This is a genomic window from Agarivorans sp. D1326 (assembly GCF_056958115.1).
The window spans coordinates 273,003-297,560 of record NZ_JBTWEN010000005.1; the positions used below are offsets into that span (position 1 = coordinate 273,003).

Below are 24,558 nucleotides of genomic sequence, written 5' to 3' on the forward strand. Positions count from 1 at the left end.
GCTATTTGAGGTTTTTGTTGAGCTCTACATCGACCAAGTAATCACCTTCTAGCCAGTTACGGCCAATCAGCAATTTGTAATGCATTTTGCTGCGATCGCGCAAATTAACATCTACGGTTTTTGCCTGCCCTTGCCAGGCAATCGCCAAGGCAACTTTGTAGCGAATTTCTAGACCTTGAGAATTACGCACCGCTGCAACATCAGTAATTAAGGCTTTACCTTGGTGCTTTTCGCCATGTTCGTTCTCGGTGGTAAACTGCAAATACTTACCAATGTTCTTGCGCATAAGTGGTCGCACTACCGACTTCTGCTCGGCCTCGCTGTAATCAGCAGGGTCAATGTTTTCACCGTCGATAACTTGCATGTCTTCCGCATGCAAAGAAGTGCTAGCCGCTCCGGTATCAATTCGAGTTAAAAATCTTAAGTTGGCTTCTACTACTTTTACGTGCTCGGCGGCGCCTACTGTTTGCTTCTCGGCCATTGCGCTACTTACTACAGCAAGTACTAGCGTTACGGCTACTAGTAATTTCTTTAACACATTCCACCTCTTATATTGTCACGAAAACAGCACACTAATCGGTTAATTACGGCTGTTTAAAGTCGCATACCTTAGCATGATTCTTTATACTTTGCGGCAAGCTCAAGGATGAGGACTCAAATGAGACGACTCGCAGTTTTCTTACTAATCATCAGCTCTGGTCTGTGCCAAGCAAAAACCATCGATATACAAAGCTTTGTTTTTCCACCTTATATAATGCTCAATGCTCAAGGTAAGGCCGAAGGGATCATTGTAGAATTGATTCAACAAAGCTTTGAGAAATTAGATGTTGAAGCCAACTTTGAAATAAGTAACTGGGCTCGCGCGTTTGCTAAAGTAAAAAGCCACCAAAGCCAAGGCTTAATTCCCACTATGCGAACTCCCGACCGTGAAGCGTATTTTTATTATCCTGATACGGCGTTTTTACTGCTAGACCAGCATTTAATTGCTCATAGCTCTTGGCAAGGAAATCAGTTCTCTGGTGACTATGCCGAGCTCGATGACTATCGTATAGGAAAAGTTCGCAATGCCCGCATCTCACCGAGTTTTGATAATGCGCTAAGTCAGCAAGTATTCGACGTAGAGAAACACAACAGTGTAGAAGGGTTGGTGAAATCCTTATTGCGCGGACGACTAGACATGATTGCCACCGACAGTCGCCAAGCTCAGCTAGTAGCCACGCAAGAGGGCCAAGCAGACAGTATCAAGCTGATAAAACCTGCCTTGGGACAAGTACCGGTATACCTAGCCTTTAGCAAACAACAAGTAGATCAAGAGTTTGTAGAGCGCTTTAACCAACAACTTAAGCTGCTACTTGAGCAAGGGGCACTAGAACAGCTAGAAGCAAAATATTTGCACTAGCCTAGTACCCGATCCCAGTCTTTCCACACCACTTGGTAGCCAGCTTGTTTTACTGCATCGGCGACCACTTCTGGGCGGCGTTCGTCACTAATTTCAAACTGCTCAAGCGCTTTGGTGCTATCGTCTGCATAACCTCCAGGTTGAGTGCTCGAAAATGCACTCATGCTGGTAATACCAAGTGGAATTGCATGATTACGGAAGTGCTCAGACTCACGGGTAGATAATGACAGCTCAACATCTGGGTTAAACAAACGGTAAGCACATATAAGTTGTACTAATTGTTTGTCGGTCATCACCGATTTTGGCTGGAAGCCGCCTTCACAAGGGCGCAAACGTGGAAAAGAAATTGAAAACTTACTCCGCCAAAATTTGCGCTCTAAATATTGCAAATGAGCAGCCACATAAAAACAGTCACTGCGCCATTCATCCAAACCAATTAGTGCGCCAATGCCCATTTTGCGAATACCGGCTTCTCCTAAACGTTCAGGAGTAGCAAGGCGAAAATCGAAATCGCGTTTTTTACCTTTAGGGTGAACCTCGGCATAGCGGTGGCGATTATAGGTTTCTTGATAAACCATCACCGCGTCTAAGCCAAGGCTAATCAACTCCTCATACTCGTCTTGCTCAAGAGGCTGAACTTCCATAGAAACATGAGAAAAACGCGCCTTAATTCTTGGCAGAACTTCGCGAAAGTAGTCCATACCCACTTTACGTTCCGACTCACCAGTAACCAATAATATGTGGTCAAAGCCAAGCTGCTTAATGGCTTCTAGCTCAGCGTCTAACTGCGCCATATCTAAGGTGACGCGACGAATTTTGTTGCCCATGGAAAACCCACAATAGTCACAAACATTGCTGCACATATTGCTGAGATATAAGGGGATATAGAATTGCTGAGTTTTGCCAAAGCGCTGCTGAGTTAAACGCATACTGCGCTGAGCCATAAGCTCAATATAAGCTTCAGCAGCCGGTGAAATAAGCGCCTGAAAGTCATCAAGGTCCAGCTTATCTTTGGCCAGCGCTCGCTCTACATCAGCAGCGGTTTTACTGTTTATTGCCATATGAACAGCGGTATTGTCGTAACGGGCTAATTGCTCAGCAAAACTCATGGGCTTCTCTAATTACAAAGTATCTAAAAATGCAGTGAGGGGACTCGATGCCTCGGCGTGACGCAACTCTGCGCCCAAACCTGCCAAGTAGGCACTACGCCCAGCTTCAACCGCTTGAGCGAATGCCTTAGCCATTGCTACCGGATCTTTAGCCACAGCCATAGCAGTATTAACCAACACTGCATCTGCGCCTAACTCCATAGCCAGTGCAGCATCTGAGGGCGCTCCAATACCCGCATCAACCACTACCGGTACATTGGCTTGCTCAATAATAATCTCTAAGAAATCGCGGCTACGCAGCCCTTTGTTGGTACCAATAGGCGCGCCTAAGGGCATCACCGCAGCACAACCAACATCTTCAAGGCGTTTGCATAATACTGGGTCAGCATGTACATAAGGCAACACCACAAAACCTTGTTCTACCAGCTTCTCTGCTGCGGCTAAGGTTTCGATAGGATCGGGCATTAGGTACTTAGGATCCGGATGAATTTCTAATTTGAGCCAATTAGTGCCTAGAGCTTCTCGGGCTAATTGTGCAGCAAATATCGCTTCTTCAGCGTTACGTGCCCCCGAGGTATTAGGCAATAGATTCACCCCTGCTTGAATAAGCGGAGCCAGAATATCGTCTTGCTGGTCTTGCGCATCGACACGTTTCATCGCCATAGTAACTAGCTGGCTACCACTGGCTTGAATACTTTGGCTCATTAACTGTGGGGTCGCAAATTTGCCAGTGCCGGTAAACAAACGGCTGGTAAAATTCTTATCTGCAATCTTTAACACAAGGCTTCCTCTTATCCGCCAGCAATGGCGCGAAATACTCTTACTTTGGCTTGGTCTGCCAGCTTGGTGCTTGCCCACTCGCTGCGAGTCACAATGTTGCCATTAAGCACCACTGCAATGCCTTCGGGTGCTTGCTGGTGTAATGCTAATAGTTGCTCAATGTTGAGCGCAGCATCAAGCGACTGTGCTTGACCATTAAATTCAATATTAATCATGATGTTTGTTTATCTTTTCCACATACCGGACAGTTCGCATCGGCGTTCACTTTAAGGTGAAACCATTCAAGGCTATGCGCATCAAAGCTGGAAAAACGACCGCGTTGAGCAGAAGGAATGTCCGCTATCAATTTGATCGTTTCTAAAGCTTGCAAACTACCAATGGTGCCTACAACTGGGCCAAGAATACCGGCATTACTGCAGTTGAGTTGCTGTTCATTGGCATTAGGAAATAGGCAGTGATAGCAGCCTTGTTCAGCCTGGCGAAAATCAAACACCATTAACTGGCCATCAAAGGCAACCGCCGCTCCGCTAACTAGTGGTACCTTGGCCTTAACACAAGCTTGGTTTACCGCATAACGGGTAGCGATGTTGTCACTGCAATCAAGCACTACATCGGCTTGAGCCACTTCCATGGCCAGCAACATCTCATCCATTTTACGATTAACGGTTCGCACCTGAATGTTTGAGTTTAGCGCTTGCAAATGCTGCTTAGCCGCCACGACTTTAGGCTGTTTAATATCGTCTTCTCGGTACAAGACTTGGCGCTGTAAATTAGAGCTGTCTACTTCATCAAAATCTGCCAACACTAATTTGCCAACACCAGCCGCAGCCAAATACAAGGCTGCAGGTGCGCCCAATCCGCCCATACCAACCAGCAATACCTGCGCACTCTTTAACTTGAGCTGCCCCGCTTCACCAACATCCTTAAGTAACAGATGACGGCTATAACGAAGAGCTTCTTGATCGCTTAAGGTTGATTGCTTGCTGGTTTGGCTCATAGTGCTTCCTAATGCTGACTGGCTATTTATTGGCTGACAATGGCTTCTAGCTCAGCAACTGCCGCAACCGGATCGGCTGCTTCGGTAATTGCCCGTACCACTGCCACACTGCCCACACCACATTGCCAAACTTGTTTCGCTCGAGGCAAGTCGATGCCTCCAATGGCTACCAAGGGGTAATCTTGCATCAACTGAGCATAACGGCTGAGTTTAGCTAAACCTTGCGGCTTAGATGGCATGTCCTTGGTTGTAGTAGGGAAAATGTGCCCAAGTGCAATATAACTTGGTTGCAGCTGGCTAGCACGTAGCAATTCAAAATAACCGTGGGTACTAATGCCCAAACGCAAACCTGCGGCAGCAATTTGTTGCAAGTCGGCCACTTCTAGATCTTCTTGGCCTAAATGCACACCATAAGCACCATGCTTAACCGCCAGTTGCCAGTAGTCATTAATAAACAAACGCGCTTGATGTTGGTGCCCCAAATCAATGGCACGTTTAACATCAGCTTCAACCTCAGCATCGGTTTTATCTTTAATCCGCAGCTGAATGGTTTTAATGCCCATATTTAACAAGCGCTCAATCCATTCAACACTGTCTACAACAGGATAAACACCCAGTTTATTAGTGTCACAGCGCGCAAAAGGCACAGCCTCTGGCCAAGACTCGCTTAAGCCAAATTGCTTACCCAGCTCGGTTTGTGCCGACTCTACCCGAGGGAAGTTTACCCGCTCTGTAGGCCACCCAAGATGGGCTAGATTGCCACGTCCAGTAACTTGCTTTAAGCCCTGATAAACATAGGCTTTAGCAATAACCAAAGCGTCTTCCATGAAAAAGTCATGGGCTAAGGCAGAAGCTAAGGCAGAGGCTAAAGTGCAGCCAGTACCATGGGTATGCGGCGCATCAATCAACTCGCTCGACAATACAATTTCACGCTGGCCATCAGTGAAATAATCCAAAGCTACCTTGGGGGTTAACGCTAAGTGTCCACCTTTGGCCCACACCGCTTTAACGCCCTGCTTAAGCAAAACTGCGCAAGCTTGTTTTAGCTCAGCCACACTGTTTAGCGCCACGCCACTTAAGGTCGCTAGTTCTGAAGCATTAGGTGTTAGCACATCGGTTTGTGCCAATAGTGCCGGTAAGGCTTGCATTAGGTCGTCCAAGGCTAGGCTTGCCCCTGAACTGGCTACTAACACTGGGTCACACACTACCAACGGAGGCTCGGCCCAAGTTGCCTTATAAGTGGCAATTTTATCTGCCACAACACGCACTAATTCTGCGCTACCCAACATGCCAATCTTAATCACTTTGGCGGGGTTGGTGGCCGCAAGCGCATCTAGCTGCGCCGCTAACAATTCAGGTGAAGACGGCTGAATGGCCGTCACTCCCGTAATGTTTTGCGCAGTTATCGCTGTTACTGCAGTTGCGCACTCCACCTCAAGATCATGGGCAGTTAGCAAGTCAGCTTGCAAGCCTGCACCCGCACAACTATCGCTACCTGCGATAGTCCAAATTTGCGGGCGCAAACCTTCAGCAGTTTCCAGCTTAAACTTCATCGCTGGTCTCGGCGCGCAGTGGCGAGTGGTAAATCTCGGCACCTTTATTTCTAAATTCAGCAGATTTTTCTGCCATACCGTCGGCCACAAAACCTAAATCGGCCAATGGCTCGTCAATCATTTTGATTTCCAGCTCGTTGGCATAATCACGCACTTCTTGAGAGATTTTCATTGAGCAGAACTTAGGTCCACACATTGAACAGAAGTGAGCCACTTTGGCCGACTCTTGTGGTAAGGCTTCATCGTGATAGGCACGCGCAGTGTCTGGGTCTAAGGCTAGGTTGAATTGGTCTTCCCAGCGGAACTCGAAACGCGCTTTACTCATCGCATTATCACGAATTTGCGCGCCAGTATGACCTTTAGCTAAATCAGCCGCGTGAGCAGCGATCTTGTAAGCAATCATGCCTTGCTTCACGTCTTCTTTGTTAGGTAAACCTAAGTGCTCTTTAGGGGTTACGTAACACAACATGGCACAACCAAACCAACCGATCATTGCAGCACCAATGCCCGATGAAAAGTGATCGTAGCCAGGAGAGATGTCGGTGATTAATGGACCAAGCGTGTAGAACGGTGCTTCATGACACTCTTCTAATTGCTTTTCCATGTTCTCTTTAATCATTTGCATTGGCACGTGGCCAGGGCCTTCGATAATCACTTGAACATCGTATTCCCAAGCCACTTTTGTTAGCTCACCTAAGGTTTCTAGTTCGGCAAATTGCGCTTCATCGTTGGCGTCGGCAATCGAACCAGGACGCATGCCATCACCTAGCGACAGTGATACATCGTAGGCGGCACAAATTTCACAAATCTCACGAAAACGCTCATACAAGAAGCTTTCTTTATGGTGGGCTAAACACCACTTAGCCATAATTGAACCGCCACGCGATACAATGCCAGTAACTCGCTTCGCGGTCATTGGTACGTAACGCAGCAATACACCTGCGTGAATCGTGAAGTAATCCACCCCTTGCTCGGCTTGCTCAATCAGCGTGTCGCGGAACACTTCCCAAGTAAGGTCTTCGGCAACGCCGTTCACTTTTTCTAAGGCTTGGTAAATAGGCACAGTACCGATTGGCACAGGAGAGTTACGAATTACCCATTCGCGGGTTTCGTGAATATAACGGCCAGTAGATAGGTCCATTACCGTATCGGCGCCCCAACGGCTTGCCCATACTAGCTTTTCAACTTCTTCTTCAATCGAAGAGGTTACCGCTGAGTTACCAATGTTGGCATTCACTTTAACCAAGAAGTTACGACCAATAATCATTGGTTCGGCTTCGGCGTGATTAATGTTAGACGGAATAATCGCCCGGCCTCGTGCCACTTCATCACGAACAAACTCACCAGTGATGTGCTCTGGCAATGAGGCACCAAAGGAATGGCCTTTTTGTTGCTCTGCTAACAACTCTTCACGGATTTTGTCGCGGCCCATGTTTTCACGAATAGCAATGTACTCCATCTCTGGGGTAACGATGCCTTGACGAGCGTAGTGCAACTGGGTGACGGTTTTGCCTAATTTAGCTTTACGTGGCGTTGGTAGGTTTTCGAAACGAATATGATCAAGGCCTTCATCTGCCAAGCGCTGCTGCGAGAAGTTAGAGCTTAAACCCGCTAACTCTTCAGTATCGCCACGCTCTTCAATCCAAGCTTTACGCAGTTGTGGCAAACCTTTATGAACATCTAACTCTGCGTTTTCGTCGGTGTAGATACCAGAAGTATCGTAAACACGTACCGGCTCGTTAGGCTCAAAGGTAGGTTCATCTTTGGTGCCGCCAACTAAACTGTCAGACAGATTAATTTGGCGCATGGCTACTTGGATATCGTCACGACTTCCCTGAATATAGATTTTTTCTGAATTTGGAAAAGGTTGGCCTTGCAGGTTATTAATGTATTGTTCTGCTGCAGCTCGAGTTTCGCGTCTTGACATGACTGGCCTCTAAATAAAAATTTAAGTAATGAGGCTTGTCGGATGTAGGAAAAGTAACCAAATGTTAGACCAAGAGTGCATTTTTACACTAGTAGTAACAGAAGGAATTGATTACTTATCTTGTTCCCTGCGCAGGCATTATCCTGATCAAGTTATACGGATCCCACACAACGTAGCTTAGCTAACCGTGGTCTCAGCCTTTCGGCACTCCGACAAGAGAGCCGAGTATAGGGCCGAAAAAGCCAAACCACAATAGTGATATTAAGAAAGCCAATGATGATATTCGCTATTTTGCTTAAAACTAGGCTAACAGGTTTAGATAGGCATTTGGCGTAAGCCAACAATGGGATTAGAAGAAACTTTGCGGAATATTAAGAACATCACCTGCAGAAACACGGTCTTCAAGGCTTACTCGCTCACGTTCATCGGGAGTCGCCCCTTCTGCTTGTATGGTAATTTTGCTTTTACCGGCACGCTCGGTAAAACCACCAGCAAGGGTAATTGCACGATTTACCGTTAAGCCGGGTTGATAAGGGTAGGCGCCAGGGCGAGCCACTTCACCATTAATAAAAAAGGGCCGGTATTCAACCATGGTCACTTGCACCATTGGGTCAACTAAATAGTCACCCTTTAGGCCATTTTGGATCTGTAACTGCAGCTCGGTGAGGGTAAGGCCACGCACTCTTATTTCACCTAAAAACGGGTAACGAATAAACCCATCATCGGATAAACGGGTTTCCAAACTAAGCTCTGGCTCACCGTATACACTTACTCTAAAGCTATCGCCTGCCGCTAAACGGTAGTTGCTCACCGTTTCAGCATGCAAAGAAAAACACAGCACGCCGACTAGTAAAACTAGTCCTTTTTTAAGGCGCGCAATGTGTTTTCGCATAACTTAATCCTTGATCATAAACTCAGTCTCAACTTAAGACTGGTAACTTGCTTATCATAGGTAACGGCCTGAAGCGTAGAATCTTTATCTCTCCATAGCTGCCAAAGTGAAATTTCTAGCCAGCGGCGGAATTGATAGCTCACGCCTACCCGCCCTTCATAAATTTTATCTTGCCGTTCTACGCCCACATAATCGTTGTTGTCGTAACCAACCGTAAAGGTTGTAGCAAGGCGCTCTTGCCAGTAATGCTCCCAGTCTAGGGTAATGTTGGTATTGTCGATAACATCACCGCCTTGCTCTGGGGCTTTGGCTTGTCGACCACCTTCCACACTAAAAGTAGAGTAGGTGCGAGGCGACCAATCGGCTGCGAGCGACCAACTTAAATCGCTGAATTTTTCACGTTCACCTTCTTTAAAGTCACGCTGTTGCCAACCGATTTTAGCGCGACCTTTAGTTTTTCCGGTGATCGCCCAATCTCCACCAACAAAGCCAAGTAAGTCGTTAAAATCGCGACTTGGCGTATTTGGTTCGATGGTTTTATAGTCACTTTTTCCGGCTTTAAGTTCAGCCAACAAGCGGGTGGCCGACGACACTCGATAAAAGAAGCGCGCGCTGCCGTCAAAAGCATTGCGATCGCGATACTGAGTAACTTCGCGAAAGTTTTGGTAATCCAGCTGGCGAGCATTGGCTTCTAGCTCGATCTGCGCGGTAGCGCTTCTGGCACCAAAGCCATATAAACCATGCAGCCAATGCAGGTTATATTGCACGGGCTCGTCAATCACACCACCTACACCAGAGGAAATACCTTCACCACGTTGGTCGTGGTCGCGACGAAAATCGTAGCGCAATTTAGCACGTTGGCGAGCGCTAAACTCCCATTCGCCATTTACCCGTAGATGGTGGTCTAAAAAGTTATCTTCAGAGCTGTCGAAGTACTCGCCCCACACCAAGCGATATGCCGCATAATAAGTGCTTTTTTCTTGCTCAGAAATAGCAGCAATGGCTGGCGAGACAATGGTTCCCCAAGAAGAAATTTGATCAGTATTACTGTTGGTAAGGTTGCTGTCGTATAAACCTAATACTTCAATACTAGGTACAACACCTACTCCGTCTGCACTATACCACTTGGCAGGCTGCATGTTGGCCAAACTAGGGCCTGCAATTGCTAGGGCTGGCAGCAAGATGATCCCTATCTTGCGCATCGATAATCCTCCAAAACGTCTGTAGCTACCTTAGCAAAGGCCAAGGACTAGGCTCAACGCTTTTTATCCACCTTGCGTAGATTAAATGTGAATATTGTGTGTCATTTGGCGATAAGGCTTTAGCGGCTGTTGAACTTTCTAACTGATTTTCGCGGACAAAACTTAACCGCGAAAGATCGACAGCCCCTAGTATTGAAACTGCAAACCAAGGCTAAACAACAAGGCGATGAAAAAACTTAGCTTGGCGGTGAGCTGCAATTGCTTATCCAATAACTGATGCTGGCGCGCCAACATCACGGTTTTGGTTACCTTCATTAAGACTAAAGCAGGCAATAAACACAGCCAAGCAAAATTAGCGCTACTTTGCCAAACAATAAAGCTGGCAAATAGTAATAAAGCCAGCGCCACCAAAACCAAGTGGTAACGACGGGCATTACGCTCGCCTAAGCGCACCGCCAAGGTGAGCTTTCCAGCAGCTTTATCAGGCGAAAAGTCTCGCAAATTATTAATGTTGAGCACTGCTGTCGCTAGCAAACCATTAGCTGTCGCTATCATCATGACTGGCCAACTCAGACTTTGGGTATGCAAGTAGTAAGAGCCCATAACGCCCAGCAAACCAAAGAACAAAAACACGCTAATATCACCAAAACCACGATAACCGTAAGGTCGAGAGCCCATGGTGTATGCCATAGCCGCAACAATCGACAGCCCACCCAAGGCGATAAACCCTAACCACGCCTGCGGATTACTGCCCAAACTTACCGCCAGCAGGGCAATACCGCTTAACACTGCCAGCAGGGCAACCAGCGTAATCGCCCGAAACATTTGCTGCTTAGTCAACAACCCAGCTTGAATCGCACGAGCGGGGCCCACTCGAGTATCATCATCAACACCACTTACCGCATCGCCATAATCATTGGCTAAATTGGAAAGAATTTGCAGCAATAAGGCCGTTAGCAAAGCCAGCAGCAACACTGGCCAAGCAAAGGTTCCCTCAGAATACGCCAGTGCAGAACCTAAAATTATCGACGCGCTTGCTAAAGGCAAGGTGCGTAAACGCGCCGCATGAAGCCATGATTTCAAAGTAATATTCAACATTAAGATAAGAACTTAGCGCCTATTATTGCTCAGCATCAAGGCTGAGCCAAATCTGACTATAAACTTGTAACAAAAACAGCTACATTGAAACGGTGTAATAGAGCAGGAATAGTTAAGGTGAGACTCACTGCTAGCCAGTTTCAAAATGCCATAAACCAGCTTAGGCTCTTGCCGCAGCAGGGTTTTCAGCAGGTTTGTATAAAACTGCCAAAGCTCGATCTTCTCGCCTGGCTTAACCAGCAACAACACACCACCCGCGGTTACTGGAGAAACAAACGCCAGCAACAAGTTGCCTTTGTGGGTGCGGCTAAATCGGTGCTCGACTTAGAACAGCTGCAATCGGTGTGTGACCAATTAGACCCACGCAATAACCAGCTACGCTTTTATGGCGGCATTGCCTTTGCCCGCCAAAGTGCTCTTTGGTCAAGCTTCCCACATCGCCGCTTTATTCTGCCGCGCTTTGAAATTCGTTGTGACGGCGAATATACCCGTTTGTTCATCAATGCTAATTTTGAACATCAACCAGAGCTAGAGTATCAGCGCATCGAAAAGGCCTTTGCTGCCTTAAAATCAGCACAAGCCCTGCAACACACGCCACTTAAAGCCTTGTCTCGCCAAGACCAACCCAGTCGCGAACAATGGCAGCACTTGGTTAAGCAAGTGACCAGCGAAGATTTTCAACAACACACCGCCAAAGTGGTGTTGTCTCGGCAAACCAATTTGCAACTAAATGCCGAAATAAACGCTTTTTCTTTGCTACAACAATGGCAACAAAAAGAACGTAACTGCTACAGCTTTTTATTTCAGTTTGATGGGGTAACTAGCTTTTTAGGCTGCAGTCCTGAGCGTTTGTATTCTCGTGAAGGCAGCCAATTGGTCAGTGAAGCCTTAGCCGGCACTGCGCCGCGAGGAGAAACCAGCGAGTTAGATACGCAGCTGGGCGAACAGCTACTAGAAGACGCCAAAAATAAGCTAGAAAACCAACTAGTGGTGGATGATTTAACTCGCCGCTTAAAAGAGCTAAGCCTGCATGTTCGCACCTTAGATAATCTAGAATTGCTAAAGCTAGATAGAGTGCAGCACTTAAAACGCAGGATTCAGGCCCGTATTAGCCCTGCCTTAGATGACCGCTCGTTATTGCAAGCCTTACACCCCACCCCTGCAGTCGGTGGCTTGCCACGTTCTTCTGCAGTGCAATATATTCTAAAAAACGAAGGCTATGCCCGAGGCTGGTATGCTGGCGCAGTTGGCTGGTTAAGCGGTGCACAAAGCGAGTTTTCGGTAGCCATTCGTAGCGCCTTAGTTACCCCACAACATTTAAGTACTTTTGCCGGTGCAGGGATCGTGGCAGGCTCACAAGCCGAGCAAGAATGGCAAGAACTTAACCACAAAATCGCCACGGTATTGCAGTTGGTAGATAAGGACCTTCTCCTTGATTAAAAACATTAACATTGCCTGGGCTGAGTGCTTAATTGAAGATTGCATTCGTCACGGCATAGAGCACTTTTGTATCGCCCCAGGCTCTCGCTCTACGCCATTAACTTTAGCGGTGGCTAAGCACCCTAAAGCCACTAGCCATTGCCACTTTGACGAACGCGGTTTAGGCTTTTTTGCTTTAGGCTTAAGTAAGGCTCGCCAGCAAACTGTAGCCATTATCACCACTTCGGGCAGTGCGGTTGCTAATCTTTACCCGGCGGTGGTTGAGGCAAAGCAGTCGAGCATTCCATTGTTAGTGCTTAGCGCCGACCGACCGCAGGAGCTTGTGGCTGTTGGTGCTAATCAAGCCATCGAACAGCAGGGGATGTTTGCCAACTACCCGGTATATAGCGGCCAACTAGCCGAACCCAGTGTTGATGCCTCACTTGCCAATATGCTTAGCGAGCTGGGTCATGCCTTAGCGCTGCAGCAACAAACGCCTGGCCCAGTGCATTTAAATTGTCCTTACCGTGAACCCTTTTATCCTGAACAAGCTAAACAAGATTTAACTGAGCTTTATAAGCAACTTGAAGCTTGGATAAACAGCCACTCGCCCTATTACCAACAACACCCTAATAGCTCCCAGCCGGTCGTTAGTCAGCAGTGGCCAGAGCTACTCGAAAAATCCAAAGTTTTGGTAATAATAGGCCAGCAAACAGCCGAGCAAAGCCAAGCCATTATCACTTGGGCGCAGCAAGCAGGCTGGCCAGTGGTAGTCGATTGCCAAAGCCATTGGCAAACAGCTCAAGAAGGTGCTGGGCTGATTCAACACGCAGAGCTATTACTCGCCAACTCGCGATTTGCCGAACAAGTACAAGCTGAACTGATAATTCAGTTTGGTGGCAAGCTGGTGTCGAAACGCCTTAACCAATGGCTGGCCAAGAGCTCAGCAAAGTACTGTTTAATTGATCAATCAGCGCAGCGGGTAAACCCCGGCCAAAATATCCAGCAGCGCTGGCAATGCACTGCCCAAACTTGGCTACACGCTCATCCAGTTAAGACAAACACCACTAGCCAGCAGTATTTAGAGCGATGGACCCAAGCTCAACAAGCCATTAGCGAGGAGGTTAATGCTGCCTTACTCGATTACTCTGAACTGGCAATATGCGCACAGATTTCGGCACAGCAAAAACCGCAATCAGCGGTGTTTATGGGCAATAGCATGGTCGTGCGTTTGTTTGAACTACTTGGCCAACCTTGCCAAGCGGAGCATTACTTTGCCAACCGAGGAGCGTCGGGCATTGATGGTTTATTAGCCACCAGCGTGGGCATTGCCGAAGGTCTGCAACAAACATGTACTTTGGTGATTGGCGATACCTCGTTATTGCATGACTTAAACTCCTTAAGCCTTGCCGCTAATAGCCAGCAAAATTTAGTGATAGTGCTGTTTAACAATAACGGCGGTGAAATATTTAATCTGCTACCAGCACTATCAACTGGCCCGCAGGAGCAACAGCTAAGCAAACAGTATTACCAGTTGCCTCATAACGCCGACTTTGCTGCCGCAGCAGCCACCTTCAATTTAGCTTATCAACAGGTGGTAGATTTCGAACAATTCGGCCATGCTTTTGAGCGTGCACAGCAGCAAACCGGAGCCAGCTTGATTGAAGTCTGCTTTACTCCAGGCGATGCCAGTGCGCGTTATCAATCTTTAATTAGTCAGGTAGCCAGCAACGATGCACTTTAGTGTTTACGGACAAAGTCAACATCCCTGTTTAGTTTTTTTGCATGGATTTCTAGGTAGCGGTAGCGACTGGCAAGCGCAAATTGCAGCGCTCAGCCAGCACTACTATTGTGTAACCGTAGACATTGCCGGCCATGGCATGAGCGCCCAGCAGCGGCTTAAACCACGCAATGCCTTTAAAGATTTTAGCCACCAGCTCACCACATGCTTAAAGCGCCTTAAAATCGTCCATTACCATTTAGTGGGTTACAGCCTAGGAGGCCGCTTAGCGTTGCAACATGCTTTACTCGCCCCCAAAGGTATTGAACGACTAGTTATCGAATCTGCCAATACTGGTTTAAGTGATGAAGATGCGCGCCAACAACGTTTAGTGCACGACAACCGCTGGGCAGACCGCTGGTTAACAGAGCCTATGGATACGCTAATCAACGAATGGTACCAACAAGCGGTATTTGCCAACCTAACTAGCCAGCAGCGACAGCAGCTTATCCAGCGCCGCCAACATCTAGACCGACAAGGCATTGCCGCAACATTGCGTGCAACCAGCTTGGGTTTGCAACAAGATCTTAGTCGGCACCTTGGTCAGTTAAAAATGCCGCTAGATTTTATTGGTGGAAGCCTAGACAATAAATACCAAGCGCTAGCCAAACAGCTACAACAAGATTACCCGCGCCTTAAATGTCACCTCATTGAAGGCGCTGGGCACAATTGCCATTTTGAACAACCGACACTGTTTCTCGAACAACTGTCCAGTGTCCTAAATAATGATAGAGAAGAGAATGACCCAAATTGATAGCTCAGCAGTAACTTGGCAGGATGCCGACAATGGATACGAAGATATTCGCTACCATAAGTCCGCCTGCGGCATCGCCAAGATCACCATTAACCGCCCGCAAGTTCGCAACGCATTTCGTCCTTTAACGGTTCAAGAAATGATGCATGCCTTAAACGACGCCCGCATCGACCCAGAAGTGGGTGTGATTATTCTTACTGGCGAAGGTGAACTGGCTTTTTGTTCCGGCGGCGACCAATCGGTACGTGGTGATTATGGCGGCTATAAAGATGACCAAGGGACCCATCACCTAAATGTATTAGATTTTCAACGCCAAATTCGTACCTGCCCTAAACCTGTGGTAGCCATGGTAGCTGGTTACGCTGTAGGTGGTGGCCATGTATTACACATGATGTGTGACTTAACCATTGCCGCCGACAACGCTAAATTTGGCCAAACTGGTCCTAAAGTAGGCTCTTTTGATGGTGGCTGGGGAGCCAGTTACATGGCGCGCATAGTTGGCCAAAAGAAAGCGCGTGAGATTTGGTTTTTATGCCGTATGTATGATGCAAAAGAAGCACTTGATATGGGCTTAGTGAACACCGTTGTGCCTTATGCAGAGCTAGAAAAAGAAACCGTGCAGTGGTGTCGTGAGATGTTGCAAAACAGCCCTATGGCTCTGCGCTGTTTAAAAGCTGCACTCAATGCTGATTGTGATGGCCAAGCGGGCTTGCAAGAACTCGCGGGCAACGCCACCATGCTGTTCTACATGACAGAAGAAGGCCAAGAAGGCCGTAACGCCTTTAACGAAAAACGCCCGCCTGAGTTTAGTAAATTTAAACGTAATCCTTAACGGCAATGGTGAAGGGCAGAATCCTCGTTTGCTTTAGCGAGTATTCTGCCCCACTCTTCATTTAACCTAGTCCACTCAAATAGCTCACTTGCACCACTCAACCAGCTTAAAAACACCCACTAAAGCATAATAATAAATCGCATATTTGCTATTGCGGCCATTCCGTACAAAGTGATAAATTTGCAGAGTGATGAGTGCTTCATCACTTCTAGTATTTGAGAGGTCTCAGCATGCTCTGTAACTGGCAAAGTGCTACCTTAAGTCGCTATACCCAAGCATTTGTTGAACCCATACAGCTTGGTTCTCTAAAACATAAGCAACGCCAAGGTCTTTACCTCGAAATTCGCTTTCGTGATGGCCGCTTGGGACGTGGAGAAATCGCCCCTCTGCCCGGTTTTAGCGAAGAAACATTAGCGCAAGCAGAGCAACAAATTACCGACTACTTACAAGGGCATGTTCAGCGTAAGTTGTATCCAAGTGTTGCCTTTGGTATCGACTGCGCGATGGCAGGGTTACCGCCAAGTACTCCCATTGTTTCTGGCTACCCGCTACTTAATGGCGACTTCGCTCACTGCCAACAAATACTGGACTTTCAATCTGGTAATCTAGCCAAGTTAAAAGTGGCTCGCCAATCCCCCAAACAAGATCTAGAACTGATTCAGCAACTACAGCGCAGCTATCCTGATTTACAGCTACGTTTAGATGCAAACCGCGGTTGGATATGGAACCAAGCGATTTTTGTTTTAGAGAATATCGATCTTAGCCGCATCGACTATATCGAAGAACCGTTAATGAATAGCCAACAGTGTGAGTTGTTAGCCCAACGCACAGGCGTAGGCATTGGCTTAGATGAAACCTTACAAGACAGTAGCTACCGTTATCATTACTTCGAAGGTTTGCGCTGCTTAGTCATTAAACCCAGTTTATTAGGCCCTTGGCGAACCTGTGCCAGCATTATCGACCAAGCACAAGCTAACCAAGTAAGTTGTGTGCTTAGCTCAGCCTATGAAAGTGAGTTTGGTTTACAGTGGATCAACGCCATGGCCAAACAATATACTCCAGAGCAAGCGCCGGGTTTAGATACGCTTAAGGCATTTAGTGAGCAAGCGGCTCAAATTGAGTTAATTGGCGAGTTTCAACATCACAGCTAATGTGAGCTTTACCTGCATTTTAAGTGAAACTAAAGCTTTCACTTAAATCCCTTTGTGAAAAATGACAATATCTTTATTTTCAGCAGCTTATTATAAAAATTTCAAACCTTCTTCCACCGCCCTCTTATTAATTTTATTATCAAATTAATAAAATATAAGTAAAAGTGTGACTCAACTATAGTGCCAACTTTTAGTAATTCTTAAAAAGCTCCACCTTTGAGAAAACGTTTTCTTGAAACCCATCACAGAGTGACACTTAATGTGAATAAACATTATAGCCGTATGAAAAAGCATCATTGGTGAGTGTATCTTATAAGCCTAATCTGGTTCACGAGGAATGAGTTTTTGGGATTACCTCTACACCCTACAATTAGCTAAAAAATATAAAACAAGCTATAAAGCAAGGAGCCAAAACATGAAAAAACTGACCACTCTATTGTGCGCAGTCGCGTTAGCCGTTTCCGCCCCAGTATTTGCCAAAACCGTTAAAATTGGTATGGCCATCGATGATCTTCGCTTAGAGCGCTGGCAAAAAGACCGAGACTTTTTTGTTGAGAAAGCCGAGGAACTTGGTGCCAAAGTGTATGTTCAATCGTCCAACAGTAATGAAACCGCCCAGATCTCTCAGATTGAGAACATGATTTCTCGTGGCGTAGACGTATTAGTCATTATTCCCTACAACGGCAAAGTATTGTCTAACGTGATTGCGGAAGCTAAATCTGAAGGTATTCGGGTATTAGCCTACGATCGCTTGATCAACAATGCCGATATCGATTTCTACTTGTCTTTCGACAATGAAAAAGTGGGCGAGCTACAAGCTCAAGCCCTGATTGAGCGTAAAGCCGACGGAAACTTCTTCCTAATGGGCGGCTCACCGGTTGATAACAACGCTAAGTTGTTCCGCCAAGGGCAGATGAACATACTGCAGCCACTGATCGACAAAGGTGATATTAAAGTGGTGGGTGACCAATGGGTTGATGGTTGGTTAGCCGAGAATGCCCTAAAAATCATGGAAAATGCCTTAACTGCTAACGATAACAACATCGACGTAGTTGTTGCCTCTAACGACTCTACTGCAGGTGGTGCGATTCAAGCGTTAGACGCACAAGGTCTAGCTGGTAAGGTGCATATTTCTGGTCAAGACGCAGATTTAGCTGCCAGCCGCCGCGTGGTCGCGGGCACCCAAACCATGACCATTTACAAGCCAATTAAACTGCTCGCTACAACTGCAGCAGAGCTGGCAGTGCAAATGGGTAACGGCCAAATGCCAGAGTCGAACTCTAGCTTAAACAACGGTACTAAAGATGTACCTTCTTACCTACTTACGCCAATTCCTGTAGATAAGTCGAATATTGATCAAACAGTAATTGCCGACGGCTTCCATAGCAAAGCAGACGTATATCAATAACCACAAAGCACTATTCACTACGCAGTAAAAAAGGGTGGGGCCAACGCCTCGCCCTTTTTATTAGGAGTTAAGATGAGCCAAAGCAGCTTATTGATGATGTCTGACATCGTTAAAAAATTCTCCGGAGTGATTGCGCTTAATGGGGTTAATTTCAATTTAGAACGTGGCGAAGTTGTCTCGCTTTGCGGCGAGAACGGCTCTGGGAAGTCCACCTTAATGAAGGTGCTAACCGGCGTTCACCCCCATGGTAGTTACGAAGGACAAATCATTTATAAAGGCGAGCCGCTTGTTTCGCGCAATATTCGCGATAGCGAGGCAAAAGGCATTGCCATCATTCACCAAGAGCTCACGCTAGTTAAAGAGCTGTCTATTTTAGAAAACATTTTTCTTGGTGCCGAAATCACCAGTTACGGCGTACTGGACCACAGTGCGATGTTTAAGCAAACCGAAGACTTGCTTAAACGGGTAAAACTTGATGTTTCGCCCGACACACTTATTCGGGAATTAGGGGTTGGCCAACAGCAACTGGTAGAAATTGCCAAGGCCTTATCTAAAAAAGCCGAAGTATTAGTGTTGGATGAACCAAGTGCGCCACTAACAGAATCCGAAACTCGGGTACTGTTAGACATTGTTAAACAGCTACGCAGTGAAGGTGTGAGCTGTGTTTACATCTCCCACAAGCTCACCGAAGTGAAAGAAATTTCTGACCGAATCTGCATCATTCGCGATGGTGAGCACATTGGAACTCAAGATGCTAAACACATGTCTACCGACGACATTATTAGCATGATGGTAGGCCGTGAGCTTAAACAGTTATTTCCCCGTGAAGAACACCCTATTGGCGACGCGATCCTCAAGGTTGGGCCGGTTAATGCCCAATTGAGCAAGTCGTCCAATCTTAAACAAGTAGACCAAGTAAGTTTTAGTCTGCGTAAGGGCGAGATTTTGGGCGTTGCTGGTTTGGTGGGTTCCGGCCGTACCGAACTTATGCAGTGTTTATTTGGTTCTTACGAAGGCATTTACCAATGCCCTGTGGAGCTAGATGGAGAACCGATAAAAATTCGCCACAATCGCGATGCTTTAAATCACGGCATTGCCATGGTGCCTGAAGATCGTAAACGCCATGGCATTGTGCCAATTATGGGAGTGGGTCAAAACATTACCCTAGCCGGTTTAAACATGTTTAGTGGCTTAGGCCAAACCGTCAATGAATCTGCTGAACAAGCAGCCATAGAACAATCCATTCAACGCCTTAAAGTAAAAACAGCATCCCCAGAGTTGGCCATAAAAAGCCTCAGCGGAGGCAACCAACAAAAAGCTATTTTAGCCAAATTTTTATTATTACAACCGCGTATTTTGATCCTTGATGAACCCACAAGAGGCATCGATGTAGGGGCAAAATATGAAATTTATAAGCTGATGTATCAATTGGTTAAACAAGGGATCAGCATCATTATGGTGTCCTCCGAATTGCCGGAAGTATTAGGCATTAGTGACCGAGTATTAGTGATGCATGAAGGTAAATTGAAAGGCCTTCTAGACAATCAAAACCTGAGCCAAGAAATGGTGATGGACTGCGCGTTGGCCGAGGAGTAACAAACATGTCTAGTCAAGAAACAACTATCAGTGACACCAATACGAAGGTGGGCTTGATGAACAATTTAAAGAAAATGAAGTTACAAGTATTGGTGATGTTTGCAGCTATCGCGGTAATTATGCTGTTTTTCTACTTCGCCACCGAGGGCAGCTATCTTACCCCACGTAATATTTCTAACTTACTACGCCAAACGGCCATTACCGGCATACTTGCTATTGGCATGGTGTTTGTGATCATCTCGGCAGAGATTGATTTATCGGTTGGCTCGATGATGGGCCTATTAGGCGGCGCCGCAGCCATTATGGATGTATGGTGGCAACTACCTTTACCACTCACCATTGTGCTTACTTTAAGTGCTGGCTTTTTACTTGGCTTGTGGAACGGTTGGTGGGTAGCCTACCGCAAAGTACCATCGTTTATCGTTACGTTAGCCGGCTTACTGGCCTTTAGGGGGATTTTAATCGGCATTACTGGCGGTAGCACGGTAGCTCCAACAACCCCAGATATGGGCATTATTGGTCAAAGCTACTTGCCAGATATGTTCTCACTAATCACCACCGTAGGGGCGTTAGCTGTCTTCTTTGCTTGGCAAGGCAAACTGCGTAAAACTCGCTCAGAACACAAACTAAGTAATAACCCCGTCACCGGCGATATATTCAAGTTTGGCCTGATTGCCATCTTCGCCCTGGGCACAGTATTACTATTAAACGACTATCGCGGTGTTCCCACTCCCGTATTGTTGCTGGTTGTGCTGATGTTTGCCGCTGCCTTTATGGCCAAGAAAACCGCCTTTGGTCGCCGTATTTACGCCATTGGTGGCAATCTTGAAGCCAGTCGTTTATCTGGTATCAACGTTGAGCGCACCAAGCTATCAGTATTTGCAATCAATGGCTTATTGGTGGGCGTGGCGGGCTTAATTTTGGCTTCACGTTTAGGTGCGGGTTCTCCATCTGCTGGTAACATTGCCGAGTTAGACGCCATTGCGGCATGTGTGATTGGCGGTACCAGTTTAGCCGGTGGGGTGGGCACAGTATTTGGCGCAGTGATGGGCGCATTTATTATGGCCAGTTTAGATAACGGCATGAGCATGATGGATGTACCAACATATTGGCAATCCATCATCAAAGGTAGCATCTTGCTATTGGCGGTTTGGATGGATGTAGCCAGTAAGAAGCGCGCTTAAACTGATAATTTACCTAATAAAAGCCAGCCCTAGCCTACAAGGCAAAAGGCTGGCTTAGCTAACAATCTTGGCTAAACTTAAACATTATTAACTAGCCAAAATCTCTATGAGCACCGAACCACTTCACGGCGACTACCAGCTTTACCTACTCGACAACTTGCTAATAGCCAGCGCTCAAGGCGCGTGGAATCAAGCGGTTAGTGAACACTTTGCTGAGGACTTTAAACGTATTGGGCAATCACTAGCGGCGCCATGGGCACATTTAGTATTGTTAGAACAATGGGAATTAGCAGTGCCAGAAGCAGAGCTGGCAATCAGTGAACTGCAGCAATGGTGCATTCAAACGGGAATGAGCCACGTGGCGCAAGTATTTAGTTTTTCACCACTCAAACAATACCAACTCCAGCGGATGCTACCTGCTGAACAACACTATAACAAACAGGTATTTCTTGAAGTATCTAGTGCGACACAATGGCTGAGCCAACAAGGCTTTAAGGCAGCCAAAAGCTTCGAGCTAACAAACAATAAACCCAGTATGATTCAGCGTCATTTTGATAGGGTGGCTTAGCCTATTGCCGAAGGTACATCTAAGGCGTAGTAGCTAAATTGGTTACGCCCTTTAGACTTAGCTTGATACATCGCCGCATCGGCATTTCGTACCAATAGTTCTGGATCATTGCCATCCGCAGGATACATGCTAATCCCTACGCTGGCGTAAACGGGCTGAATATGCACCCCTAAGCTTACTTCCTGGGCTAAACGACGCAGCACAGTATTCACTACATCGTTGGCTTCCTCGGGCTCGGAAATTGACTCTAGAGCCAGCATAAATTCATCACCGGCAAAGCGTGCCACCGAATCGCCAGAACGGATTGAGTCTCGCAATACTGTTGCAACCTGCTTTAACAAAAGGTCACCGGCTTCGTGGCCCAAATTGTCGTTAACCTGCTTAAAGTTATCCAAATCGATAAACACCACTGCTAGGCTATTTTGTTCGGTTTGAGCACGGTGAATCGAGCCTCGTAGCTGCTCCAAAAACAAACTGCGGTTAGGCAAACCCGTTAAGCTATCGTGGCTGGCCATGTGGCGAAGGTTAATCTCATTGTCTTTAAGCTCAACAATTTGCTTATTAATTTGCCGCGACATGGCTTTAAAGGTATTGGCCAATAAACCAATTTCATCTTTACGCTCGCTAGGTAAAAGCTGGGCCGCAGGCAATTTACCTTTAGAAAAAGAGTTTACCGCTATCATCATATTGCGAATAGGCTGGGACAAAACCTTAGCAAACAGCAACGAAGTAAGTAGCCCAACTAAACTCAGCGCTAAACAAACTTTGATCATCGACCCGGCTAACGAGTCCATAATATGACTGAGACTAGGCAGAGGACTTGCTAAACCAAGCACTGCCATTTTAGGGCTAGATTTAGGCCCATAAAACAAGGGAGTGAAAGACACCGCTCGCTCATATTTGTAGACCGCGGAGGGGTCTAGCACAAAGGTTCTTGGCTGCAGATCATTAAACAGCACTTCCATCTGAGGGAAGTCACGTTGCATTAAATAGCGATGGCCAAAATGAAAACCAAACTGTTTATCAGGATTAGGATTAACTAAATAGTCACCTTTTTGGTTAGCTAAATAAATAGCTACACCTTCGGGCAAATCGGCCTGCATTTGGCTAAACAGACTTTCCAAACCCACATTCACCACCACCAAACCACGGGCTTTACCCTCAACATATACTGGTGAGGCAATTTTTAAGGTAGGTTGATGCTGGCCCAGCTCGACACCTTTTTCATTGTGAATATCCACATCTGACAAATAACTCTCGCCAGCATTCAAACGTAAGGTACGAAAAACATAAGGATAATGCGCTTTTTCTTCCAAGTTTGCAGCGGGAATAGCTATCAAGCCATCACTTAGTCTATCAACTCGAATCAACTCTCGGCCAAAATTGTCAGCACCGATAAAACGCACTTGGAAATAAGAAGGATTTAAACTTAACTTTTGCTTAAAAATATCTTTTAGCTGCTCGGAAAGTACCAGCTTATTGTCAGCCTCGAAGTAGCCAGCCGTTTGCGGAATAGAACTTAAAAACAATACATCTTTGGTAATTTCATCAATGCTACTGCTAAATTCTCGGGTAAGGATTTGAGTAGTTGTGGCTAACTCTCGCTCGGCACTTTCGGCTAACAACCCGCGGCTTTCATGATAACTAACCGCGGCGGTAACCACCGAAGCCAAAATGCCAAAGCCGGCAAACCAAAGACCAAAACGAAGAGAAATGGAGTTGATCATGGCAGGCTCATCATCTGCAAAGTTTTGCCGCTAAGAATATTTTCCCAAAACTCACTGCGGCGTTGATGATCTTCCACTTCTTCGAGCCAAATGATCTTGTCTTCAGGTAACGAGCGAGTGTCTTGCACAATGGTATTCGCTAAGCCTTGGCGCTCGGTTAACAACTGGCTAACCCAAGGCTCTAAGGTGAAATCAATCCACTTGTGGGCTAAGTCTTGGTTTTTCACCCCGCTCGACATGGCCCAGCAATCTAACCAAGCCAAGGCACCTTCTTGCGGAATAACGTATCCAATGTCTGCGCCGGCATCTTGCAACTGTTTGAGCTGCTGAGCTCCATAGTTAGCAAATACTAACGCTACCGACTCTTGATTATAAAACTCTGAGGCTTCTTCTGGAGAGCTATAAAAGGTTAATACATTGCGTCTTAAAGCCAACAGCTGCTCGGTGCTTAGTTTAAGCTGCTGATTCGTTTGCTGAAAAGGATTCTCTACACCTAGAACCATGCCCGCTAATGTGTAGTTATGAGCACTGCCGTTGTACGCAAGAATCTTCCCTTGATACTGAGGATCCCACAATACATTCCAGCTAGTAGGCGGCTGTTCAAAATAGTTTTTATTGTAGATTAAGCCCATTTCAGAATAGGTATAGGGGATTGCGTATACCTGCTCATCACGGGTAACCCCGGGGATATCCTGTAAGGATGTAAAACGAGGCAGTTGTTTGGCCATGTTGCCAATGGCTTGTGGATTTAACGGGCTAGCCAATTTGGCATCAATGTAGCGCTGTAACTCGGCAGTGTTAACCGCAAATAGATCGTAGTTAGCGCCTTGTTTATGGCCCATTCTTAGCCACATTTCATCATCGCTGGTAATGTAGCTAACTTTAACTTTAACCTTATAACGTTTTTCAAATGCCGCCACCATATCTGTATCGGCATAACCTGGCCAAGCCAAAACACGTAAATCCACCGGCTCAGCAGCAGAAGCGCAGTTAAACCCAGTAAAAACCAATAAAACGATAGATAGAAGTCGCAACATTCCTTGTTCCCTAATGCCCTAGGTGCCTTGTTAACCATCCAGATAACTTATTAACAAGACCAATAAGTATACGATCCTTGTTTTATTTGTGAATAGAAAACTTATGCACCATCACACATAGATGAAACAAATCAAGCGGTGGTCA

At 46.5% G+C, this 24,558-nt stretch carries 22 protein-coding genes and 1 riboswitch; of the genes, 10 read left to right on the forward strand and 12 right to left on the reverse strand.

Annotation, left to right across the window (positions count from 1 at the left end; all coding sequences use genetic code 11):
- Position 1: 1 nt before the first annotated feature.
- The gene (locus tag ACYFDN_RS12045) at positions 2-538 is read right to left on the reverse strand and encodes a putative ATP-dependent zinc protease (RefSeq protein ID WP_483511295.1); all 537 of its coding nucleotides are present in this window, start codon (positions 536-538) and stop codon (positions 2-4) included.
- A gap of 120 nt (positions 539-658) precedes the next feature.
- Between ACYFDN_RS12045 and ACYFDN_RS12050 the strand changes: the two genes are divergently transcribed.
- Positions 659-1,399: a substrate-binding periplasmic protein gene (locus ACYFDN_RS12050; RefSeq protein ID WP_483511296.1), complete on the forward strand. Its 741-nt coding sequence runs from the start codon at positions 659-661 to the stop codon at positions 1,397-1,399.
- Here the strand turns inward: ACYFDN_RS12050 and thiH are convergent.
- From thiH to ACYFDN_RS12095, 9 genes are all read right to left on the reverse strand, one after another.
- The gene (gene thiH, locus ACYFDN_RS12055; protein WP_483511297.1) at positions 1,396-2,508 is read right to left on the reverse strand and encodes a 2-iminoacetate synthase ThiH; all 1,113 of its coding nucleotides are present in this window, start codon (positions 2,506-2,508) and stop codon (positions 1,396-1,398) included. The two genes, ACYFDN_RS12050 and thiH, sit on opposite strands and share 4 nt — an antisense overlap.
- A 12-nt stretch (positions 2,509-2,520) precedes the next feature.
- The gene (locus tag ACYFDN_RS12060; protein ID WP_338622478.1) at positions 2,521-3,288 is read right to left on the reverse strand and encodes a thiazole synthase; all 768 of its coding nucleotides are present in this window, start codon (positions 3,286-3,288) and stop codon (positions 2,521-2,523) included.
- Between the two features lie 11 nt (positions 3,289-3,299).
- Positions 3,300-3,503 (reverse strand): sulfur carrier protein ThiS, encoded by a 204-nt coding sequence (thiS, locus tag ACYFDN_RS12065; protein WP_406609787.1) that lies wholly within the window; start codon positions 3,501-3,503, stop codon positions 3,300-3,302.
- Positions 3,500-4,285, reverse strand: a complete 786-nt coding sequence (locus tag ACYFDN_RS12070) for a HesA/MoeB/ThiF family protein (protein WP_483511298.1) — start codon at positions 4,283-4,285, stop codon at positions 3,500-3,502. Before ACYFDN_RS12070 ends, thiS begins: the two co-directional genes overlap by 4 nt.
- A gap of 26 nt (positions 4,286-4,311) precedes the next feature.
- The gene (gene thiE / locus ACYFDN_RS12075; protein ID WP_483511300.1) at positions 4,312-5,838 is read right to left on the reverse strand and encodes a thiamine phosphate synthase; all 1,527 of its coding nucleotides are present in this window, start codon (positions 5,836-5,838) and stop codon (positions 4,312-4,314) included.
- Positions 5,828-7,765 carry a phosphomethylpyrimidine synthase ThiC gene (gene thiC / locus ACYFDN_RS12080; RefSeq protein WP_483511301.1) on the reverse strand — a complete coding sequence of 646 codons (1,938 nt, stop codon included), beginning with the start codon at positions 7,763-7,765 and terminating at the stop codon, positions 5,828-5,830. The genes thiE and thiC overlap by 11 nt, the downstream gene beginning before the upstream one ends.
- 107 nt (positions 7,766-7,872) lie before the next feature.
- A riboswitch (TPP riboswitch) is annotated at positions 7,873-7,987 on the reverse strand.
- A gap of 127 nt (positions 7,988-8,114) precedes the next feature.
- A complete protein-coding gene (locus ACYFDN_RS12085) occupies positions 8,115-8,657 on the reverse strand; it encodes a polysaccharide biosynthesis/export family protein (RefSeq protein WP_016402005.1) in 543 nt (180 codons plus the stop codon).
- Positions 8,658-8,671: 14 nt separating this feature from the next.
- On the reverse strand, positions 8,672-9,859 hold the full coding sequence (locus tag ACYFDN_RS12090; RefSeq protein ID WP_338622481.1) for an outer membrane beta-barrel protein: 1,188 nt from the start codon (positions 9,857-9,859) through the stop codon (positions 8,672-8,674).
- A 186-nt stretch (positions 9,860-10,045) separates the two neighbouring features.
- Positions 10,046-10,942 carry a 1,4-dihydroxy-2-naphthoate polyprenyltransferase gene (locus tag ACYFDN_RS12095; RefSeq protein WP_483511302.1) on the reverse strand — a complete coding sequence of 299 codons (897 nt, stop codon included), beginning with the start codon at positions 10,940-10,942 and terminating at the stop codon, positions 10,046-10,048.
- A gap of 132 nt (positions 10,943-11,074) precedes the next feature.
- Here ACYFDN_RS12095 and ACYFDN_RS12100 point away from each other — a divergent pair, with 132 nt between their 5' ends.
- From ACYFDN_RS12100 to ACYFDN_RS12140, 9 genes are all read left to right on the forward strand, one after another.
- Positions 11,075-12,397, forward strand: coding sequence for an isochorismate synthase (locus ACYFDN_RS12100; protein ID WP_483511303.1), 1,323 nt, complete (start codon positions 11,075-11,077; stop codon positions 12,395-12,397).
- On the forward strand, positions 12,390-14,120 hold the full coding sequence (gene menD / locus ACYFDN_RS12105; RefSeq protein WP_483511305.1) for a 2-succinyl-5-enolpyruvyl-6-hydroxy-3-cyclohexene-1-carboxylic-acid synthase: 1,731 nt from the start codon (positions 12,390-12,392) through the stop codon (positions 14,118-14,120). Before ACYFDN_RS12100 ends, menD begins: the two co-directional genes overlap by 8 nt.
- Positions 14,110-14,910: a 2-succinyl-6-hydroxy-2,4-cyclohexadiene-1-carboxylate synthase gene (gene menH / locus ACYFDN_RS12110; RefSeq protein ID WP_483511306.1), complete on the forward strand. Its 801-nt coding sequence runs from the start codon at positions 14,110-14,112 to the stop codon at positions 14,908-14,910. Before menD ends, menH begins: the two co-directional genes overlap by 11 nt.
- Complete coding sequence (gene menB, locus ACYFDN_RS12115) at positions 14,897-15,742, forward strand: 1,4-dihydroxy-2-naphthoyl-CoA synthase (protein ID WP_016402011.1); 846 nt, start codon at positions 14,897-14,899, stop codon at positions 15,740-15,742. The genes menH and menB overlap by 14 nt, the downstream gene beginning before the upstream one ends.
- Positions 15,743-15,972: 230 nt before the next feature.
- Entirely contained in the window at positions 15,973-16,893 is a 921-nt protein-coding gene (gene menC, locus ACYFDN_RS12120; RefSeq protein WP_483511308.1) for an o-succinylbenzoate synthase, read from the forward strand.
- A 415-nt stretch (positions 16,894-17,308) separates the two neighbouring features.
- Complete coding sequence (xylF, locus tag ACYFDN_RS12125) at positions 17,309-18,301, forward strand: D-xylose ABC transporter substrate-binding protein (protein ID WP_016402013.1); 993 nt, start codon at positions 17,309-17,311, stop codon at positions 18,299-18,301.
- 72 nt (positions 18,302-18,373) lie between these two features.
- On the forward strand, positions 18,374-19,897 hold the full coding sequence (locus ACYFDN_RS12130; RefSeq protein WP_483511310.1) for a xylose ABC transporter ATP-binding protein: 1,524 nt from the start codon (positions 18,374-18,376) through the stop codon (positions 19,895-19,897).
- 5 nt (positions 19,898-19,902) lie between these two features.
- On the forward strand, positions 19,903-21,081 hold the full coding sequence (locus tag ACYFDN_RS12135) for a sugar ABC transporter permease (RefSeq protein WP_016403161.1): 1,179 nt from the start codon (positions 19,903-19,905) through the stop codon (positions 21,079-21,081).
- A gap of 106 nt (positions 21,082-21,187) precedes the next feature.
- A complete protein-coding gene (locus ACYFDN_RS12140; RefSeq protein ID WP_483511312.1) occupies positions 21,188-21,649 on the forward strand; it encodes a hypothetical protein in 462 nt (153 codons plus the stop codon).
- On the opposite strand, the gene ACYFDN_RS12145 is transcribed toward ACYFDN_RS12140, so the two are convergent.
- Complete coding sequence (locus tag ACYFDN_RS12145; protein ID WP_483511313.1) at positions 21,646-23,376, reverse strand: diguanylate cyclase domain-containing protein; 1,731 nt, start codon at positions 23,374-23,376, stop codon at positions 21,646-21,648. The two genes, ACYFDN_RS12140 and ACYFDN_RS12145, sit on opposite strands and share 4 nt — an antisense overlap.
- Positions 23,373-24,413, reverse strand: coding sequence for an extracellular solute-binding protein (locus ACYFDN_RS12150; protein ID WP_483511314.1), 1,041 nt, complete (start codon positions 24,411-24,413; stop codon positions 23,373-23,375). The genes ACYFDN_RS12145 and ACYFDN_RS12150 overlap by 4 nt, the downstream gene beginning before the upstream one ends.
- Between the last annotated feature and the right edge of the window lie 145 nt (positions 24,414-24,558).

Coding starts and splice junctions, on each gene's coding strand:
- ACYFDN_RS12050 (WP_483511296.1), top strand. CDS start 659: ATGAGACGACTCGCAGTTTTCTTACTAATCATCAGCTCTGGTCTGTGC.
- thiH (WP_483511297.1), bottom strand. CDS start 2,508: ATGAGTTTTGCTGAGCAATTAGCCCGTTACGACAATACCGCTGTTCAT.
- thiS (WP_406609787.1), bottom strand. CDS start 3,503: ATGATTAATATTGAATTTAATGGTCAAGCACAGTCGCTTGATGCTGCG.
- ACYFDN_RS12070 (WP_483511298.1), bottom strand. CDS start 4,285: ATGAGCCAAACCAGCAAGCAATCAACCTTAAGCGATCAAGAAGCTCTT.
- thiE (WP_483511300.1), bottom strand. CDS start 5,838: ATGAAGTTTAAGCTGGAAACTGCTGAAGGTTTGCGCCCGCAAATTTGG.
- thiC (WP_483511301.1), bottom strand. CDS start 7,765: ATGTCAAGACGCGAAACTCGAGCTGCAGCAGAACAATACATTAATAAC.
- ACYFDN_RS12085 (WP_016402005.1), bottom strand. CDS start 8,657: ATGCGAAAACACATTGCGCGCCTTAAAAAAGGACTAGTTTTACTAGTC.
- ACYFDN_RS12090 (WP_338622481.1), bottom strand. CDS start 9,859: ATGCGCAAGATAGGGATCATCTTGCTGCCAGCCCTAGCAATTGCAGGC.
- menH (WP_483511306.1), top strand. CDS start 14,110: ATGCACTTTAGTGTTTACGGACAAAGTCAACATCCCTGTTTAGTTTTT.
- menB (WP_016402011.1), top strand. CDS start 14,897: ATGACCCAAATTGATAGCTCAGCAGTAACTTGGCAGGATGCCGACAAT.
- menC (WP_483511308.1), top strand. CDS start 15,973: ATGCTCTGTAACTGGCAAAGTGCTACCTTAAGTCGCTATACCCAAGCA.
- xylF (WP_016402013.1), top strand. CDS start 17,309: ATGAAAAAACTGACCACTCTATTGTGCGCAGTCGCGTTAGCCGTTTCC.
- ACYFDN_RS12130 (WP_483511310.1), top strand. CDS start 18,374: ATGAGCCAAAGCAGCTTATTGATGATGTCTGACATCGTTAAAAAATTC.
- ACYFDN_RS12135 (WP_016403161.1), top strand. CDS start 19,903: ATGTCTAGTCAAGAAACAACTATCAGTGACACCAATACGAAGGTGGGC.
- ACYFDN_RS12140 (WP_483511312.1), top strand. CDS start 21,188: ATGAGCACCGAACCACTTCACGGCGACTACCAGCTTTACCTACTCGAC.
- ACYFDN_RS12145 (WP_483511313.1), bottom strand. CDS start 23,376: ATGATCAACTCCATTTCTCTTCGTTTTGGTCTTTGGTTTGCCGGCTTT.
- ACYFDN_RS12150 (WP_483511314.1), bottom strand. CDS start 24,413: ATGTTGCGACTTCTATCTATCGTTTTATTGGTTTTTACTGGGTTTAAC.